This window comes from Duncaniella sp. C9 (genome assembly GCF_004803935.1).
In the GTDB taxonomy this organism is placed as follows: domain Bacteria; phylum Bacteroidota; class Bacteroidia; order Bacteroidales; family Muribaculaceae; genus Duncaniella; species Duncaniella muris.
On sequence record NZ_CP039547.1, the window covers coordinates 196,929 to 213,733 of the forward strand.

Annotated in this window: 15 protein-coding genes and 1 pseudogene; 13 read left to right on the top strand and 3 right to left on the bottom strand. The window is 50.8% G+C overall.

The genetic code is table 11. The annotated features are described in order from the left end of the window. Positions 1-547: 547 nt before the first annotated feature. Positions 548-1,384 carry an RsiV family protein gene (locus E7745_RS00825; RefSeq protein ID WP_136408095.1) on the bottom strand — a complete coding sequence of 279 codons (837 nt, stop codon included), beginning with the start codon at positions 1,382-1,384 and terminating at the stop codon, positions 548-550. Between the two features lie 336 nt (positions 1,385-1,720). Here E7745_RS00825 and E7745_RS00830 point away from each other — a divergent pair, with 336 nt between their 5' ends. The 13 genes and pseudogenes from E7745_RS00830 (at position 1,721) to E7745_RS00890 (ending at position 14,012) form a co-directional block, all read left to right on the top strand. Continuing rightward, positions 1,721-1,960 carry an acyl carrier protein gene (locus E7745_RS00830; protein WP_107033236.1) on the top strand — a complete coding sequence of 80 codons (240 nt, stop codon included), beginning with the start codon at positions 1,721-1,723 and terminating at the stop codon, positions 1,958-1,960. A 157-nt stretch (positions 1,961-2,117) separates the two neighbouring features. Continuing rightward, the gene (fabF, locus tag E7745_RS00835) at positions 2,118-3,386 is read left to right on the top strand and encodes a beta-ketoacyl-ACP synthase II (RefSeq protein ID WP_107033237.1); all 1,269 of its coding nucleotides are present in this window, start codon (positions 2,118-2,120) and stop codon (positions 3,384-3,386) included. A gap of 316 nt (positions 3,387-3,702) precedes the next feature. Further along, the gene (rpmB, locus tag E7745_RS00840) at positions 3,703-3,963 is read left to right on the top strand and encodes a 50S ribosomal protein L28 (RefSeq protein ID WP_107033238.1); all 261 of its coding nucleotides are present in this window, start codon (positions 3,703-3,705) and stop codon (positions 3,961-3,963) included. A gap of 4 nt (positions 3,964-3,967) precedes the next feature. Then, positions 3,968-4,156: a 50S ribosomal protein L33 gene (gene rpmG, locus E7745_RS00845; RefSeq protein WP_107033239.1), complete on the top strand. Its 189-nt coding sequence runs from the start codon at positions 3,968-3,970 to the stop codon at positions 4,154-4,156. An 11-nt stretch (positions 4,157-4,167) separates the two neighbouring features. Further along, the gene (locus tag E7745_RS00850; protein ID WP_107033240.1) at positions 4,168-4,317 is read left to right on the top strand and encodes a DUF4295 domain-containing protein; all 150 of its coding nucleotides are present in this window, start codon (positions 4,168-4,170) and stop codon (positions 4,315-4,317) included. A 335-nt stretch (positions 4,318-4,652) separates the two neighbouring features. Continuing rightward, positions 4,653-6,586 (top strand): annotated as a pseudogene (locus E7745_RS00855) (glycogen debranching enzyme N-terminal domain-containing protein). A 13-nt stretch (positions 6,587-6,599) separates the two neighbouring features. Beyond that, positions 6,600-7,859, top strand: a complete 1,260-nt coding sequence (locus E7745_RS00860; RefSeq protein ID WP_123398287.1) for a glycosyltransferase family 4 protein — start codon at positions 6,600-6,602, stop codon at positions 7,857-7,859. A gap of 56 nt (positions 7,860-7,915) precedes the next feature. Then, positions 7,916-9,442 carry a glycoside hydrolase family 57 protein gene (locus tag E7745_RS00865; protein ID WP_136408096.1) on the top strand — a complete coding sequence of 509 codons (1,527 nt, stop codon included), beginning with the start codon at positions 7,916-7,918 and terminating at the stop codon, positions 9,440-9,442. Between the two features lie 204 nt (positions 9,443-9,646). Then, positions 9,647-10,114 (top strand): hypothetical protein, encoded by a 468-nt coding sequence (locus tag E7745_RS00870; protein WP_136408097.1) that lies wholly within the window; start codon positions 9,647-9,649, stop codon positions 10,112-10,114. Beyond that, complete coding sequence (locus tag E7745_RS00875) at positions 10,111-12,243, top strand: hypothetical protein (protein ID WP_136408098.1); 2,133 nt, start codon at positions 10,111-10,113, stop codon at positions 12,241-12,243. The genes E7745_RS00870 and E7745_RS00875 overlap by 4 nt, the downstream gene beginning before the upstream one ends. Continuing rightward, positions 12,240-12,860, top strand: coding sequence for a hypothetical protein (locus E7745_RS00880; protein ID WP_136408099.1), 621 nt, complete (start codon positions 12,240-12,242; stop codon positions 12,858-12,860). The genes E7745_RS00875 and E7745_RS00880 overlap by 4 nt, the downstream gene beginning before the upstream one ends. A gap of 27 nt (positions 12,861-12,887) precedes the next feature. Next, the gene (locus tag E7745_RS00885) at positions 12,888-13,508 is read left to right on the top strand and encodes a hypothetical protein (RefSeq protein ID WP_136408100.1); all 621 of its coding nucleotides are present in this window, start codon (positions 12,888-12,890) and stop codon (positions 13,506-13,508) included. Positions 13,509-13,535: 27 nt separating this feature from the next. After that, positions 13,536-14,012, top strand: a complete 477-nt coding sequence (locus E7745_RS00890; protein WP_136408101.1) for a hypothetical protein — start codon at positions 13,536-13,538, stop codon at positions 14,010-14,012. Positions 14,013-14,054: 42 nt separating this feature from the next. Here the strand turns inward: E7745_RS00890 and E7745_RS00895 are convergent, their stop codons facing one another. Together E7745_RS00895 and E7745_RS00900 are read right to left on the bottom strand one after the other, a co-directional pair. After that, entirely contained in the window at positions 14,055-15,278 is a 1,224-nt protein-coding gene (locus E7745_RS00895) for an IS4 family transposase (protein ID WP_068960910.1), read from the bottom strand. 478 nt (positions 15,279-15,756) lie between these two features. Further along, positions 15,757-16,794, bottom strand: coding sequence for a vitamin K epoxide reductase family protein (locus tag E7745_RS00900; RefSeq protein ID WP_136408102.1), 1,038 nt, complete (start codon positions 16,792-16,794; stop codon positions 15,757-15,759). Positions 16,795-16,805: the final 11 nt, after the last annotated feature.

The following is a 16,805-nucleotide window of genomic DNA, read 5'->3' on the forward strand; positions in this document are numbered from 1 at the left end:
ACAACCGTTAAGTCGGCATGCAAAATTACAAACAATTCTTAAAAAAGTCAATATCCCGACAGGGAATTAACAGTCCGGATCACAAAGATTCAGAATAGGCAAAACGCACTAATTGACATAAAACAACACCCCCAAAACGCACTAATTGACATAAAACGACACCTCCAAAACGCACTATTTGACATAAAACAGCACTTCCAAAACGCACTAATTGACATAAAACCGGGCAATGGCACAAAAAGCGGTTGTTAAAACATCGGAAAGAACTTCCGCAAAGATACAAAATTCCGCCCCAGAAAGAGTGCGATAATGCGGAGGCACGCCATCCGGAGCGGTAAATCGGTGTCCTCGGCCGGACACCACATGCCGAGATGTATCGCAAACCCATGACACCTGCGCGCTTTACGCTCCGGTGTCACGGGCTACGAGTAAACCGATGTCCTGGCGGACATCACCATCCGGATTCTCTGCACGTCCATCCGGCCTCTGAGCGCATCCATCCGGCCTCAGCACGCGCAGCGTGTATGAGGCTATGCGCGAGATGCGGTCAGAAGCCCTGGTCGAAAAGGCTCTTAACGTCGGGTCGGAGGAAACGGTCGACCTCGTCGGGGTAGACCGCCACATCTACAGGCCCAAGAGCGTAGGGACCGATCTCATAGGGGTCGTAGTGGAAATAGAGAGTGTTTGACGCAATGTAGGGCTTGCCGGGATAGGTCAGCTGCGAGACAAAGATGCCCCCGCGGTCAAGAGCGTCGACCGGAACTGAAAGCTGCCGGGCAAGCGCCGTGCGTATCACAGGCATTATGGAATCAGCCGTCACGCCGGGCAGAAACATATTGTCGAAACCGAGCACCTGACCCTGCGCGAAGGAGTAGGTGAAGGGACGCACGGAGGTCATGGGGTGGGCGCCGCCAAGATAGGTCGACGAAACCACCTGATAGGTGGCCATATCCTCGTTGACCTCCATAACCGAGGCCGTGACATTGTTGAAATAGGTCATCGTGTCGGCCGGGAGCGAGTCGACCTCGGTGACAGACTTTATACCCTCTACAATAGAAGTGTTGTCGAGATAGGCTCTGATGGCGGCTCTGATGTCAGTGACGGCGGTGTCACCGTAGGCAAAATACAGCAGCGAGTCCTGAAGGACGCTTATATCATTTGAGCCCAGCCGTTCGGGCCAGTGGATCGAAGTGTAGAGTTCAAGATATGCATCGCCGTAGTCCATCGAGATGCGATAGTCCTTGTCAGCCGTCATCAGAATCTCGCTGACCTGAAATTCGTTGATGAGCCCGGCATCGGCCTTCCGGCCTGATCCGGAACCTCCGCAGGCCGTCAGGGCAAGCGCGAGAGCGGCCGAGGCGAGGAAACAGTATTTTCTTTCCATAATCCTAATAAAGTGTGTATTATATATAATATATGTGGCATATCTGCCGGCCCTGACAGAAGAAACCGGCCCGCAGAGAGAGGGGGGAGAGCATTCACAGAGGTAACACGCAAGGAACGTAACAAGTTTGTAACATCCGGCCACAATCCTAATCGCCCAAAGAGGCCAATGAATCGGCGAAAGGCACCAAAAAGCGACCAAAAAGGAGCTTAATTAACATCTTTATACGTTTGTTGTGTGCGAAGTTGACAAAAAATAATTACCTTTGCACCGCAAATGTAAAAATTTTTGCGATTCCAATCAAGAAATTACTAATCAACTCACAAAATTAAAACTATGTCTGAAATTGCATCTCGAGTTAAAGCTATCATCGTTGATAAGCTCGGTGTTGACGAAAACGAAGTAACCGAAACCGCTGAATTCACTAAAGATCTTGGCGCAGACAGCCTCGACACCGTAGAACTCATCATGGAATTCGAGAAAGAATTCGGCATCACTATCCCCGATGACCAGGCCGAAAAGATCAGCACCGTACAGAACGCTATCGAATACATCGCGGCTAACACTCAGAAGTAAAAACCGGTCTGCGAGCTCACAGCCCGCGCTCTGACCGAGCCAAAAAAAGGCTCCCCACGCCAATAAAACCAGCGCGGTGGAGCCTTCTTCTCAATTAACCCCCTCCCCTCAGAAACTTTCCTCCACATAACACCCCCTTACGAAATTCATTTTGCCAATGGAACTTAAAAGAGTAGTGGTGACCGGACTCGGCGCCATCACCCCTATAGGCAACGATGTTGAAACCACCTGGCTCAACGCCGTAGCCGGAAAGAGCGGAGCCGCTCCCATCACCCACTTTGACGCTTCGCAGTTCAAGACCCAGTTCGCCTGCGAGGTCAAGGATTTCAACCCCAATGACCACTTCGACCGCAAGAAACTGCGTCAGCTCGACCTCTACGCCCAGTATGCTATGGTGGCAGCCCGTCAGGCCGTTGCCGACTCAGGCATCGAGGAAGCCGCAAACCTCGACCGCAACCGCGTGGGCGTAATCGTGGCAGCCGGCATCGGCGGCCTCCACACATTCGAGGAAGAAGCCGGTTACTACGCTCTCAACGGCCCCCAGCAAGGCCCCAAATACAACCCCTTCTTCATCCCCAAGATGATCGCCGACATCGCTTCGGGCCACATCTCGATGGAGTATAACTACCACGGCCCCAACTTCGGCGTGGTATCGGCCTGCGCATCGTCAAACAACGCCATCATCGATGCCTTCAACCTCATCCGCCTCGGCAAGGCCGACGTGTTTGTGACCGGCGGCGCCGAAGCAGCCATCTACCCCGCAGGTGTGGGCGGCTTCAACTCAATGCACGCCCTCTCTACCCGCAACGATGACCCGGAACACGCATCACGCCCCTTCAGCGCCTCGCGCGACGGCTTCGTCATGGGCGAAGGCTCGGTAGTGCTCATCCTCGAAGAACTCGAACACGCCAAAGCCCGCGGCGCCAAGATCTACGCCGAAGTAGCCGGCGGAGGCATGAGCGCTGACGCATATCACCTCACCGCAACCCACCCCGAAGGCCTCGGCGCCATCCTCTCGATGCGCAACGCCCTCGAAGACGCAGGCATGAAGCCCGAAGACATCGACTACATCAACGTGCACGGCACATCGACCCCAGTAGGCGACATCTCCGAAGTCAAAGCCATTGTAGAAGTGTTCGGCGAACAGGCCCACAAGCTCAACATCAGCTCAACCAAGTCGATGACCGGCCACCTGCTCGGAGCCACCGGCGCGCTCGAAGCCATGTTCTCGGTACTCTCCGTCAAGAACGACATCGTGCCCCCGACCATCAACCACGAGGAAGGAGACAACGACGAAAACATCGACTACACCCTCAACTTCACCTTCAACAAAGCCGAAAACCGCCCCGTCCGCGCGGCCCTCTCTAACTCATTCGGCTTCGGCGGCCACAACGCCACCGTCATCGTGAAGAAATACGAAGAATAATCCACCCTCCTCTGCGGAATCAGCTTCACAGAAGCCACCGCACACATATCCTGAGATGGCGCGCGGAAACCACAACCGCGCGCCATCTCAGCACTATAAAGATTAGTTAAAATATGTGATGGCCACCTAAAAAGTTTGAATTCCGCTTGGCAAAGCGGGAATAAATTCTTAACTTTGCAGCCGAGTTTTGTGGCACATCCTTGAAAAGAGGTTAAGAATGATGCACTTAGCCTTGATATGAGAATTGAGATGGCGGCCACAAGACGCCGTGACTAAAAATTATTAGTAAACAACAAAGAGATAAAAACCAACAGCCATGTCAAAAGTTTGTCAGATCACAGGCAAGAAAGCAATGGTGGGCAACAATGTGTCGCACTCAAAGCGTCGCACCAAGCGCAAGTTCGATGTAAATCTCTTCAACAAGAAATTCTTCTGGGTTGAGGAGCAAGCTTGGATCACTCTCACCATCTCAGCCGCAGGCCTCCGCACCATCAACAAGAAAGGCCTCGACGCTGCCATCAAAGAAGCAGCCGCAAAGGGTTATATAACTGAAATCAAATACTTAGACATTTTATAAGAAGATGGCAAAGAAAGCTAAAGGCAACCGCGTTCAGGTCATCCTCGAATGTACCGAACACAAGGCATCGGGCATGCCCGGTACTTCGCGTTACATCACCACCAAGAACCGCAAGAACACCACCGAACGCCTGGAGTTGAAGAAATACAACCCCATCCTCAAGAAAGTTACCGTTCACAAAGAAATCAAATAATTCACTGACTCATGGCAAAGAAAACCGTTGCATCTCTGCAAAAAGGCGAAGGCCGCACTTACAGCAAGGTCATCAAGGTCGTTAAGTCGGCGAAGACCGGTGCCTACACCTTCCAGGAACAGATGGTTCCCAATGACGCTGTGAAGGACGTCCTCAAATAAGAAAATCAGAGGAAAATCCTTCAGGACACTGAAAAAAAATATACCGCTTCCGGGCTGACAGTCTTTTTCAAAGACAAACAGTCCGGAAGTTCTTTTTTATACCACCGGAAAGCCCGTTGATGTTCTACAACATAGCCCTCCAACACCCTTCAGCCCGATTTTAACTTTTTTCACCACAAAATTTGCTTTTATCAAGACAATAGGTTAAATTCGTGACTTAAATAAATCCAATGCCTTCCGTAAACCCTCCTCAGCTCCGCGCGAAGCGCATCAGTTCTAAGTTCTAATATCATCCGTCAGGAATCTAACATCATAATCTATATCTATTCCCTTACATGAGCTATCTTAAATTTGATAAAAAACTCATGATTAATCTGGAGCAGTCACTTCCAAAGGAAATGCTCCGCACTAATCAGTCGGGAGCCTATCACTGTACGACGATAGTGGATTGCAACACCCGCAAGCAACACGGCCTGCTCGTTGTCCCCGTCCCCGAGCTGGGCAACTCCTGGCACGTGCTGCTATCGTCACTCGACGAAACAGTCTACCAGCACGGCGTCCCCTTCAACCTCGCGCTTCACCGCTACCGCGGAGGAGTCATGAGCCCAAACGGCCACAAATACATACGCGAATTCGACTGCGAAAACGTGCCCCGCACCACCTACAGAGTCGGAGGCGTGATCCTCACCAAAGAAAAGATCTTCATCTCCAACGAAAACCGCCTGCTCATCCGCTACACCCTCGTTGAAGCACACTCTCCGACCACACTCCGCTTCCGCCCGGTGCTCGCCTTCCGCGACGCCAACGAACTCTGCATCGCAAACAACGCCCTCGACCAGACAATACCACAGATCGACAACGGCGTCTCGGCATGCCTCTACCCAGGCTACCCGACACTCTACATGCAGTTCAGCCACAAACCAACCTGGACCTACGAACCCAACTGGTACAACGGATTCGAATACGTCAAAGACCTCGAACGCGGAGTACCCTACTCAGAAGACCTCTGGGTTCCCGGCTACTTCGAAGTCCCCATCAAAAAAGGCGAATCAATCATCTTCTCAGCCGGACTAAGCGAAGTCTCACCCCGCTCACTCGCCAGAATGTATGAAAAAGAGATCGCACAGCGCACATGCCGCTCATCATTCTTCAACTGCCTGAAAAACGCAGTCAAGCAATGCTACCTCAATGACGGCGACAGCATGTATCTCCTCTCAGGCTACCCTTGGGGCAAAATACTCGCCCGCAACACCTTCATGGCCCTCCCAGGAGCCACGATAGCCATAAACCACCGCGAAGACTTCGAAAAAATCGCAGCCACATCGCTCAAGGCACTCCGCCACTTCATGGCCACAGGCGAGCTCGACAGCCGCATCAACGGCATCGACCTCCCCGACATACCACTCTGGGCTATCTGGTCACTCCAGCAATATGCCAAAGCCTACGGACGCGAAGACGCCTCCGCAAAATACCTCCCCGAAGTACGTGACATCCTCAACTTCATCCTCTCCCAGCGACACCCCCTCCTCAAAGTCGACAGCAACGGAATGGTAAACACCGAAGGCACCGAAAAACCCATGTCATGGATGAACGCCTCCCTCGGCGGACACCCCATAGTCCCCCGCTCAGGCCTCCTCGCCGAATTCAACGCCCTTTGGTACAACGCCCTCATCTTCGCCTCACGCCTCGCCGAAGGCACCCCCGATGAAACCCGCTTTCGCGAAGCCGCTGAAAAAATGGCTCAGCCATTCATCGCCACATTCCTCAACGACTTCGGCTACCTCTACGACTACGTCAACGGCACCTACGCCGACCCCTCCGTGCGCCCCAACATGGCAATAGCCATCGGCCTCGACTACAGCCCGCTTGACCGCCGCCAGCGCAAAAGCGTGCTCGACATCGTCACCCGCGAACTCCTCACCCCAAAGGCCTCCGCACCCTCTCCCCAAAAAGCTACGGCTACCGCCCAAGCTACCTCGGATCGCCCGAAGAACGCGAAATGGCACTCCACAACGGCCCCGCACGCCCCTGGCTCATGGGCTTCTACTCCGACGCCTACCTCAAAGTATTCGGCATGAGCGGAGTCAGCTACATCGACCGAATGCTCATCGGCTTCGAAGACGAAATGTCAAACGGATGCATCGGCTCCCTCTCACAGCTCTACGACGCCAACCCACCCTTCTCAGGCCGAGGCGCCATCAGCCACGTGACCAACATAGCCGAAGTGCTACGCACGCTCACCACACTCAAGAAATTCATAATGGACTAATCATCACACGCCCATGAAAGCTTTAATGTTCGGATGGGAATTTCCCCCTCACATCCTCGGCGGCCTCGGAACCGCCAGCTACGGTCTCACTAAGGGTATGTGGGAGTGTGGTGACATGGACATCACATTCGTTATACCCAAACCGTTCGGCGACGAAGAAAAACACTTCGCCAACATCATCGGAATGTCGCAGGTACCCATCGTATGGCGCGACGTCGACCGCCAGTACGTCCAGGACCGCATAGGCAACGTAATGGACCCCGACCTCTACTACCGCCTGCGCGATCACATCTACGCCGACTTCAACTACATGCGCACCAACGACCTCGGCTGCATCGAATTCTCCGGACGCTACCCCGACAACCTCGTCGAAGAAATCAACAACTACTCCATCTGCGCCGGAGTCATAGCCCGCACAGTCGACTTCGACATAATCCACTCTCACGACTGGCTCACCTACCCCGCAGGCATCCACGCCAAACAGGTTTCAGGCAAACCGCTCGTCATCCACGTCCACGCCACCGAATTCGACCGCTCACGAGGCAAACCAAACCCCACAGTGTTCGGAATCGAAAAAGACGGAATGACCCACGCCGACCACATAATAACAGTCTCGAACCTCACCCGTGACACCGTCATCAACCACTACGGAATCGACCCCGCAAAAGTCACCACCGTCCACAACGCCGTCACACCGCTCACACCCGAACAGCTCAACGTTCCCGAACACAAGAGCAAAGACAAAGTGGTGACCTTCCTCGGCCGAATCACAATGCAGAAAGGACCCGAATACTTCGTCGAAACCGCAGCCAAAGTCCTCAAGAACAACCCCAACGTACGCTTCGTCATGGCAGGCAGCGGCGACATGATGAACAAAATGATCCTCCTCGCAGCCGAACGCGGAATCGCTGACCGCTTCCACTTCCCCGGCTTCCAGAAAGGCGCCCAGGTCTACGAAATGCTCAAAGCATCTGACGTCTACGTCATGCCCTCAGTCTCCGAGCCATTCGGCATCTCACCCCTCGAAGCAATGCAGATGGGAGTACCATCCATCATCTCAAAGCAGAGCGGCTGCGCCGAAATCCTGACAAACGTCATCAAAACCGACTACTGGGACATCGACGCAATGGCCGACGCCATCAACTCAATCGTAACCTACCCCGCAATGTACAACCAGCTGCGCGAAGACGGCCTCGCCGAAGTCAACCGCATAACCTGGGACAAAGCCGGCCAGAAAGTGATTGATATATATAACAAGGTCTTAAACAAATAAAGCGGCCCCTTTCTCCACAACAAACAGGCACAGCCGCCCCAAAACATAAAAAACTCATGAAAGCAATCTGTTTCTACTTTCAGATCCACCAGCCGTTCCGTCTGAAAAGATATCGCTTCTTCGACATAGGCAACGACCACTACTACTACGACGACTTCGCCAATGACGACATCATCACCCGCATAGCCCACCGCAGCTACATCCCCGCAGCCGAAAGCCTCCTACGGATGATCGAAGCATCAAAAGGCAAATTCAAATGCGCCATCTCCGTAACCGGAACAGCACTCGAACAATTCGAACAATACGTCCCCGAATTCATCGACCTGCTCAAAAAACTCGCCGAAACAGGCTGCGTCGAATTCCTCGCCGAAACCTACGCCCACTCACTATCATCGCTCGCCGACCCCGACGAATTCATCAACCAGGTCAAAGTCCACGACGAAAAAATCAAAGAACTCTTCGGACAGACTCCCAAAGTCCTCCGAAACACCGAGCTCATCTACAGCGACGAACTCGCACCGCTCATCCAGAGCATGGGCTACAAAGGCGTAATCACCGAAGGAGCCAAACATATCCTCGGATGGAAATCGCCTAACTACATCTACAGCGCCGCATCAGCACCCAAACTCAAAATCCTCCTCAAAAACGACAAACTCAGCGACGACATCTCCGACCGCTTCAGCAACACATCCTGGGAAGACTACCCCCTCACAGCCGACAAATACATCGACTGGATCGCATCCACCCCACAGGAAGAACAGATCATCAACCTCTTCATGAACCTCGAAGTCTTCGGCGACTTCCAACCGCGTGAAACAGGCATCTTCCAATTCCTTGAGGCCCTCCCACGCTTCGCCGAAGAACGCGGAATAGACTTCTGGACACCCACCACAGCCGTAACCAAACTCAAACCCGTAGCCGAACTCTCCATCCTCCACCCCATCTCATGGGCCGACGAAGCACGCGACACCTCGGCATGGCTCGGCAACCAGCTCCAGAACGAAGCCTTCCAAAAACTCTACTCCGTCAGCGAACGCGTACGCCTCTGCCAGGACCGCCGCCTCAAACAAGACTGGTACTACCTCCAGGCAGCCGACCACTTCTTCTACATGTCAACCAAAAACATGCACGACGGATCGGTCCACTCACAGTTCTCACCCTACGACACACCCTTCGACGCATTCACAAACTACATGAACGTCCTCGCCGACTTCATAGTCCGCGTTGAAGAACAATACCCCATGTCGATCGACAACGAAGAACTCAGCTCACTCCTGACCACCATCCGCAACCAGGAACGCGAAATCGAAGTACTCAACAAAGAAGCTGAATCAATGCGCAAAAACATCGAACACTTCAACGAAGAGCACCTCCTCCGCGAAAAAGCAGCCGAAGAAGCCGCAGCAGCAAAAAACCGCAAAGCCAAAGCAGCAAAGCCCGCCAAAGCAGAAGCCGAAAAACCTGCCAAAGCCCCAAAAGCCCCCAAAGCCAAAGCCGAAAAACCCAAAGCTGAAAAAGCAAAAACCAAACCTGCTAAAGCAGAACCCGCAAAAGCAGAACCCGCCGAACCTAAAGCCGAATAAGCAACCGGCTCAGAAAAAACCGGCTATTCAATAACTATCAGACAGCCTCATCGGATAAATCCGGTAAGGCTGTCTGCTTTTATTAATTTTTCATAAAATACATTTGTCATCCATTCAAACTCATCAGCCCGATTTTCCAGATTCCGAAATATATATTACCTTTAGCCATCTAATCACCAATCAGCTATAAGTCCTTTATTTAACATGAATTTTAAAATTTTCAAATGGCCAATATTTGCTATGGCCATTTCAGCAAGTCTGACCGCTTCGGCCTCTGACTGCGTTGTCCTATGGTTCAAAAATGGCTCAAGCATAGTCATCCCCTTTTCTGACAATCCGCAAATAACGTTTGACAGCAACAACCAGATCAATGTCAACAACCGGATTTTCAACTTCAGCGAAATCAGCAAGTATACCATAGGTGACACATCGTCAATCGGCCTGATCGGAACCGATGGAAAAGAAATCTCTGTTGATGAAAACGGCGATATCATCATCTGCTCACCCATTAAAACCGAAGAAATTTCAGTCTACGGCACAGACGGCATCCGCTATGAATGCGAAGTCATCACTCTCGGCAACGGTAACCTGAAAATAAGCCTTTCTTCATTATCACCTCAGATCTACATCATCAAGGCCGGTAATCGCACCTTTAAAATGAGGAAACCATGAAACAGTTATTACTCCTGACCCTGATGCTATTCAGCATCTCCACCAGCCTTGCTGCCGATGAAACAGATACACAGGTGCTTGTTTTCAGCAAAACCGGTGATGTCACTCTGATATACGCAGAAGAACTGCAGTCAGTCAATCTTTCAACAGTCGACACCGACAGCATTGATCACCCTGATTTCATTTCACAAGATTTCATCCGTAAAGACGGCTCTGTTTTCAAAATCATGCTCGCCGACATCGACTCAGTAGCATTTGGCAACCGCAACAAAATTGTACCCAAAACAGGCGTTCATGAAATAACAGAAGCCGATATTCCATACATAACAGACAGCACAGATGGTGTAATCAGCTTTAAAGCCGGCACCCCAGTCAACCGCATACCCTCCGCCGGACAATATGTCTACTATATCGGCTTCCACGAACTATTCCCCTGGGGACTCTGCGCAAAAGTCGATGCCGTTACCCGCAACAATGATTCATCGGTAAACGTAAATATCTCTGACGTTCCCGCCTCCGAAGTTTTCGACGAATTCTTCTTCTCCGGAGAGGTCGGTTCCGTACCGGCTACCGTAAAGAGAGCCTCCCGTGCAGGATCTGCCGATGGCTATCCGTGGGATAATGCACTGAAATTCGCCGAACAGTCAGAATTCAGCCTCCTGCTCAACTGCGAGCTAACTTTCACAAACGTTGTAGCCAATGTGCTCTCCGGCTATTACCATGCCAATATCGCGATCACCAACGAGATGGGCATGACATTCAATTTCAATCTTGAAGAACCCAAAGAGGCAGGCAAGGAATATGGAGCACATAAATTTTATCTCCCACCGCTCGCATTAGGAACAATCCAGCCAATTATCGAGATCGGAGCATTTTGGGAAGCGGAGGCATCAGCTAAAATCGATTATTCGATGACCCGTACCACAAGCTACCACACCGAATGGACTCGGCGCAATGGAGTCAACACATTCTCTCAACCCTCACAAGCTGACAATCCGGCGGAAGCTGACCCGACAGCTGACGAAGCAAAGTTTGCCATTGTTCTTGACGGAAGCCTCTTCGGCGGTTTTTACACCAAACTGAGTCTCAACACATTTATCGAGCATCTCGGTGCCGGAGTCCGCCTGCGCGGTGGGGCTGAACTTGCCGGAAACATCAGTGTCGGAGCTATTGCCGATATGGCCTCTGACCATACAAAACCTGCGGTCAACGGAAATCTTGACTTAAGCCTGAAATTAGACATCGCCCCTTATTGGTACACCAAGTCGATTTTTGAAACAGAAAAAGACGAACACATAATCGGCGAACCCTTCTCTCTCAAATTCCAGCTCGCCCAACTGAGTCTTTTCCCCTCTTTTACTGACGGCAAGGCCGTCCCGGCAAAAAAACAACCGGAACCATTCAAAGAAGCGCAGAAAGTCTGCACCGCCGCCGCCATTTCCGAAATCCCCATCCCCTATCCTCTCGAAACCGGCTTCGAGTTAGTCAACACAGTCACAAATGAGGTTGTCGACAGCATCTTCACTACTGACATCGAAGCCTTCAGTTTCGAACAGCAGGGCATCTCCGCAGATCTTGACTTTGGAACAGAGGGAAAAATCGATCCGACTCAATGGCAGGTAAGACCCGTTTTCCGCTATGGCAACCATACTCTCGCCTCAGCACCGATCGCCCTCAACGAGGGAGCCCGTCTCAGCCCGTTCATTTTCAACTCCGTCAAATCAGGTGTGACAGTCCGGTCAAGTTTTCCTGCGGTAGGATCTTACAAAGCCGACGAGCGAGTATTCGAATGGTGCGGAACTCCGAATGTCCGTAGGATCAACAAAGCTTTTATCCCACAGCTCCCGCCCACAGCCTCTCTCCCGAACCGGAACCTGCTTAAAGGCTCATGGAAATCTACCGATCTCTCGAAAGAAATCACTATCACCTTCCTTGACGATGAAAAAGGCGCTGTCTCCTATGATGGCCTGACAGCAGACTTCACATATACAATTTCCTCGACCGGAGAAATCCGTATGCAGATCTCAGAAGAAAACATCACCCGCATGGTAGTGATTGACATTGACGCATCTGTCATGATCGGCCGATTCAAAAATCAGAAATCAAACACCACATTTAAGAAACAATGAAAAAACAGTTCTTCACAATATTATTTCTCTTCATGACCCTCGGCCTCAACGCCCAGATAGGTTATCAGGTATCTCTCCTTGATGCTGCAACCGGACAGCCGAGAGCCGACGAAACTGTCAGTGTAAAAGTCGAAATAACCGACTCTTCAGGTTCGTTAATATGCTCCGAGACCAAATCGGCCACTTCCGATGATTTCGGCGTGCTCTCTCTGACCATCGGCAATGCCTCTACTTTCGAAAATGCCGACTGGTCAAAACTGCCTTTCTACATCTCGGCAACCGTCGATGATGTTCTGCTCGGAAGAAGCCAGATTCTGAATGTGCCGGTAGCCGAATATGCAAAGCGTGCAGATAGCCTTGACAAGAGAACTCTTATAAGCAAAAGTTGGTCCTTCACAGACACTGATACCGAGTGTATCGGTAAAATTTCGTTCTCTTCAAGCACAGCCAAGATATCAGTGACATGGACAGATCCTGACGGTGGTGGATTCAGCAAGTCTTCACCTTATATAATTTCGGGTTATACAATCATAACCTCTTTCGGAATTTTTGCATACAACAAGTCTAAAGGACAAATAATAGGGATTGCCGATGATATTCAAATCATCGCACAATAAAAGGCATTCAAATACAATTCAATAATAATGATACGCTTAACTACATTTATATCCGCATTATTCCTGACACTTAGTCTCAACGCCCAGATAGGTTATCAGGTATCACTCCTCGACGCTGCAACCGGACAGCCGAGAGCCGACGAGACCGTCAGTGTAACAGTCGAAATAACCGACTCCTCAGGGTCCTTAATATGCTCCGAGACCAAATCGGCCACTTCCGATGATTTCGGCGTGCTCTCTCTGACCATCGGCAATGCCTCTACTTTCGAAAATGCCGACTGGTCAAAACTGCCTTTCTACATCTCGGCAACCGTCGATGATGTTCTGCTCGGAAGAAGCCAGATTCTGAATGTGCCGGTAGCCGAATATGCAAAGCGTGCAGATAGCCTTGACAAGAGAACTCTTATAAGCAAAAGTTGGTCCTTCACAGACACTGATACCGAGTGTATCGGTAAAATTTCGTTCTCTTCAAGCACAGCCAAGATATCAGTGACATGGACAGATCCTGACGGTGGTGGATTCAGCAAGTCTTCACCTTATATAATTTCGGGTTATACAATCATAACCTCTTTCGGAATTTTTGCATACAACAAGTCTAAAGGACAAATAATAGGGATTGCCGATGATATTCAAATCATCGCACAATAAAAGGCATTCAAATACAATTCAATAATAATGATACGCTTAACTACATTTATATCCGCATTATTCCTGACACTTAGTCTCAACGCCCAGATAGGTTATCAGGTATCACTCCTCGACGCTGCAACCGGACAGCCGAGAGCCGACGAGACCGTCAGTGTAACAGTCGAAATAACCGACTCCTCAGGGTCCTTAATATGCTCCGAGACCAAATCGGCCACTTCCGATGATTTCGGCGTGCTCTCTCTGACCATCGGCAATGCCTCTACTTTCGAAAATGCCGACTGGTCAAAACTGCCTTTCTACATCTCGGCAACCGTTGATGATGTTCTGCTCGGAAGAAGCCAGATTCTGAATGTCCCGGTAGCTGAATATGCTAAAAAAACCGGCAACCTTACCCAAGAAATCCTCATGAGCAAAACCTGGTCAGGCGGAGGTTACCATCTCAGTTTTTCGAAAGATAATTATTACTGTCCGCTAAACCATAAAAAGGCGAGTCCAACTTCCTGAACGGCAGAAGTTGGGCTTACTTTTTGTATTTGACAAGCCCCCTCAGCAGTTTTCAGGAACTTCGGGAGGCGATTCCGATGCTTCGGCGAGCATGATTTTCAGGTCTGCATCGGGCTGATTGAGGAACTTTTCGAGATTCAGGTAATACATCAGCACAATTCTGACGATTGTAGCAAGCCCTGAGAAGCTCCAACGTCTTTCGAGTTTGCTTTGAAGTACTGACAGCAGCAGATTTGCGATGAGTGTAACCCATATCTGGATTTTGATGGCGTTGGCGCTCTCGCCATAGAAGTATCTCAAGGGGAAGTTCTGTTTGATCTGCTTGAAAAGAGACTCTATCTGCCATCGGCGGCGGTATATCGCCACGATTGTCTCTGGCGGCATGTCGAAGTCGTTGGTCAGAAGCGATATGAGTTTTGGCTTCCCGTTCTTCTTGATGTCAACGTATGTAATTATTCTGGCGATGTGGTTTATACCGTCTTTACGGAACACCACGACCTGTTCACGGTATTCCATCAGTCCCTGCGGATTCTGATGCATACAGTCTACAAGTACCTCATAACTGAGGTTTTTCTTCATTTTGGTGACATATACAACGCCACGGTCCGTCAGTTCCTCAAATTTGGCATAATTGATATAGGCGCGGTCAAGAGCGACTATCTCGTTGTGGCTGTAATGGCTCGGAGCAAGCATGAAAGAGTCATTGGTGGCCGCCGAAGTGAACTGCACATCGCAGGGAACCCCCTCGTTGGCGTGTATGACAGAGTGTACCTTTATGCCGCCTTTCTTCTTTCCCGTCTTGGGGTGTCGACCAACGCCCTTGAAAATAGCGTTGGAGAACAATGTGATTGTAGTGGAATCGATAATCCTAAGCTGCTTTATCCACTCTTCCGTGCCGTTGCGTCTGCTGTCCGATGAAAGAATGTCTTTGTTGGCTGCATACAGGTCGCGATAGACATCCTCAAAGAACTTCTCTGACCGTCGGGCATTTGCATCCGACAGGGTGCTGCGCTTTGGTACAGTATCAATTCCGACATGGTGCAGTTTGCGAACCTCCGCTGTCATAGATGTCTCTATCTCACGCAATGAGTCGAAGCGCTGGATCACGGCATAGAGCATCGTAAGCAGATGCGTATAGCCGTCAAAGCTCTTTACATACTTCTCTCCGCCGTGTTTTCGGCTGAATTCAACAATTTTTTCACGATTGAGTGATTTTATCAGCTGTCCATATATCGGCTGTCCGAAGAAATTACTACTTTTACTCATGGTTATTCATGGATTGTTTGGCGACACCAAAATAACCATTTAGGGCTGACTCCTGCAATAGGTGTCAGCCCTAATTTTTCAATCGCTCAAAAAAAGTTTAGCGGACAGTAATAAAAGATAATGTCAGATTTTATGACGAGGAATCGTCAAGGATCTATCGCTATAAAGTCTCAGGTGATTTCGTTATCTGCTATGACACAGCAAACGGCGCCGGCACAATGTTTCTTTTTTATACCGGAACGCATCTGGTCGAATCAGATGACACAATTTACAGATAATGTCATTATAGTTTAGCTATTACGCAAAACTCTATGCCCCCTTATCAGCATCCGTCCTCCCTCCCGCCATTTTTTCGAGCAAGGCGGGGGTGAGGACGGTGTGTTTCGGCGAGAAGTGCAGGCTGTTCATCTCGCTGGCGGAGAGCCTGACAGCATTGGTCAGATGCGGACGCTGTATCCTTTTCATAGTGCATGATATTTTATAACGTATGATCGGCCCCGCCGCTGGCGCTGCCGGCATTCTCCTGCCGGTCAATCAGCGGAAGTATCCGGTTGAGTCCCAACAGAACGGTCAGATAAGTCAGGCCGAGCACAAAAAACTCGATCCTTAGCGGAAAAACTCCCCTGAACCATCCGCCGCCAAGGTAGCAGAAAAACAGCAGCCACAACGAGGCCTGAACACTCACGCAGAGCGTACACCACGCCTTGGCCCGGAACTTCTGATACCATATGCTCCAGAACGTAAACGGCAGGCAGCAGGCATTGCAGAGAGCAAGATAGCAGATCCACTGCGGAAAGATCAGCAGCGTGAGCAGGCTCACCGAAAAATATGAAAAGCCCACCTCGCTCCAGCCGAAGATCCCGAAAAACTTCGAAGCCTTGGTTTCAAGCACACTGTCGCAGCCCCCTTCCTGCAACACCCCGCAGACGCGGTCGGCCGCACGGTTCTTGATCTTCAGCGATTTCTGCACAAGCATGTAAGTCAGCCACAGTCCGGCAAGATCAATCAGCGTCAGCCCCACCGTAGACCATGCGGCATAAATACGGTTCGACACAAACAGATAGAGAAACAACAGAATAGCGCCTGCGGCCAGCACCCACTTCTTAGCCTCACCGATGAACAGGTCACGCGCGTGTGCGGCATAGCCCGGCTCAACCGACTTCTCATCGGGATAGGCCAGCAGCACCACTCCGCTCCAGGCTTTCTTGAATTCATCCGGCGGCATGGCCTCGGCCACGCCCTGGGTCAGATAGCCTATGCGGTCAGCACCGACAGATGTGACAATCACAAAACCGCCGTCTGTTCCGGCAAGAAACGGCACCGGCAGCTTACCGATCTCGCTCTTCTCGGCAAGGCGCAGCGCTTCATTGTCAACGCCATACTCCTGGAGCAGTTTCGACAGCCCGAAAAGCGACTTGAAAGGCATCTCGCTGAAACGCCGGTCAGTATAAGCGGCCGTGTGTCTCACGCCCAATTCTTTCAGAAAATCGCTCATCAGTGTAGCGGTAGCAGCCATAGTAATGCAGT

Excerpts from the sequence above, each read along its gene's own strand:
- E7745_RS00825 (WP_136408095.1), bottom strand. The coding sequence starts at position 1,384 with ATGGAAAGAAAATACTGTTTCCTCGCCTCGGCCGCTCTCGCGCTTGCC.
- E7745_RS00830 (WP_107033236.1), top strand. The coding sequence starts at position 1,721 with ATGTCTGAAATTGCATCTCGAGTTAAAGCTATCATCGTTGATAAGCTC.
- fabF (WP_107033237.1), top strand. The coding sequence starts at position 2,118 with ATGGAACTTAAAAGAGTAGTGGTGACCGGACTCGGCGCCATCACCCCT.
- rpmB (WP_107033238.1), top strand. The coding sequence starts at position 3,703 with ATGTCAAAAGTTTGTCAGATCACAGGCAAGAAAGCAATGGTGGGCAAC.
- rpmG (WP_107033239.1), top strand. The coding sequence starts at position 3,968 with ATGGCAAAGAAAGCTAAAGGCAACCGCGTTCAGGTCATCCTCGAATGT.
- E7745_RS00850 (WP_107033240.1), top strand. The coding sequence starts at position 4,168 with ATGGCAAAGAAAACCGTTGCATCTCTGCAAAAAGGCGAAGGCCGCACT.
- E7745_RS00860 (WP_123398287.1), top strand. The coding sequence starts at position 6,600 with ATGAAAGCTTTAATGTTCGGATGGGAATTTCCCCCTCACATCCTCGGC.
- E7745_RS00865 (WP_136408096.1), top strand. The coding sequence starts at position 7,916 with ATGAAAGCAATCTGTTTCTACTTTCAGATCCACCAGCCGTTCCGTCTG.
- E7745_RS00870 (WP_136408097.1), top strand. The coding sequence starts at position 9,647 with ATGAATTTTAAAATTTTCAAATGGCCAATATTTGCTATGGCCATTTCA.
- E7745_RS00875 (WP_136408098.1), top strand. The coding sequence starts at position 10,111 with ATGAAACAGTTATTACTCCTGACCCTGATGCTATTCAGCATCTCCACC.
- E7745_RS00880 (WP_136408099.1), top strand. The coding sequence starts at position 12,240 with ATGAAAAAACAGTTCTTCACAATATTATTTCTCTTCATGACCCTCGGC.
- E7745_RS00885 (WP_136408100.1), top strand. The coding sequence starts at position 12,888 with ATGATACGCTTAACTACATTTATATCCGCATTATTCCTGACACTTAGT.
- E7745_RS00890 (WP_136408101.1), top strand. The coding sequence starts at position 13,536 with ATGATACGCTTAACTACATTTATATCCGCATTATTCCTGACACTTAGT.
- E7745_RS00895 (WP_068960910.1), bottom strand. The coding sequence starts at position 15,278 with ATGAGTAAAAGTAGTAATTTCTTCGGACAGCCGATATATGGACAGCTG.
- E7745_RS00900 (WP_136408102.1), bottom strand. The coding sequence starts at position 16,794 with ATGGCTGCTACCGCTACACTGATGAGCGATTTTCTGAAAGAATTGGGC.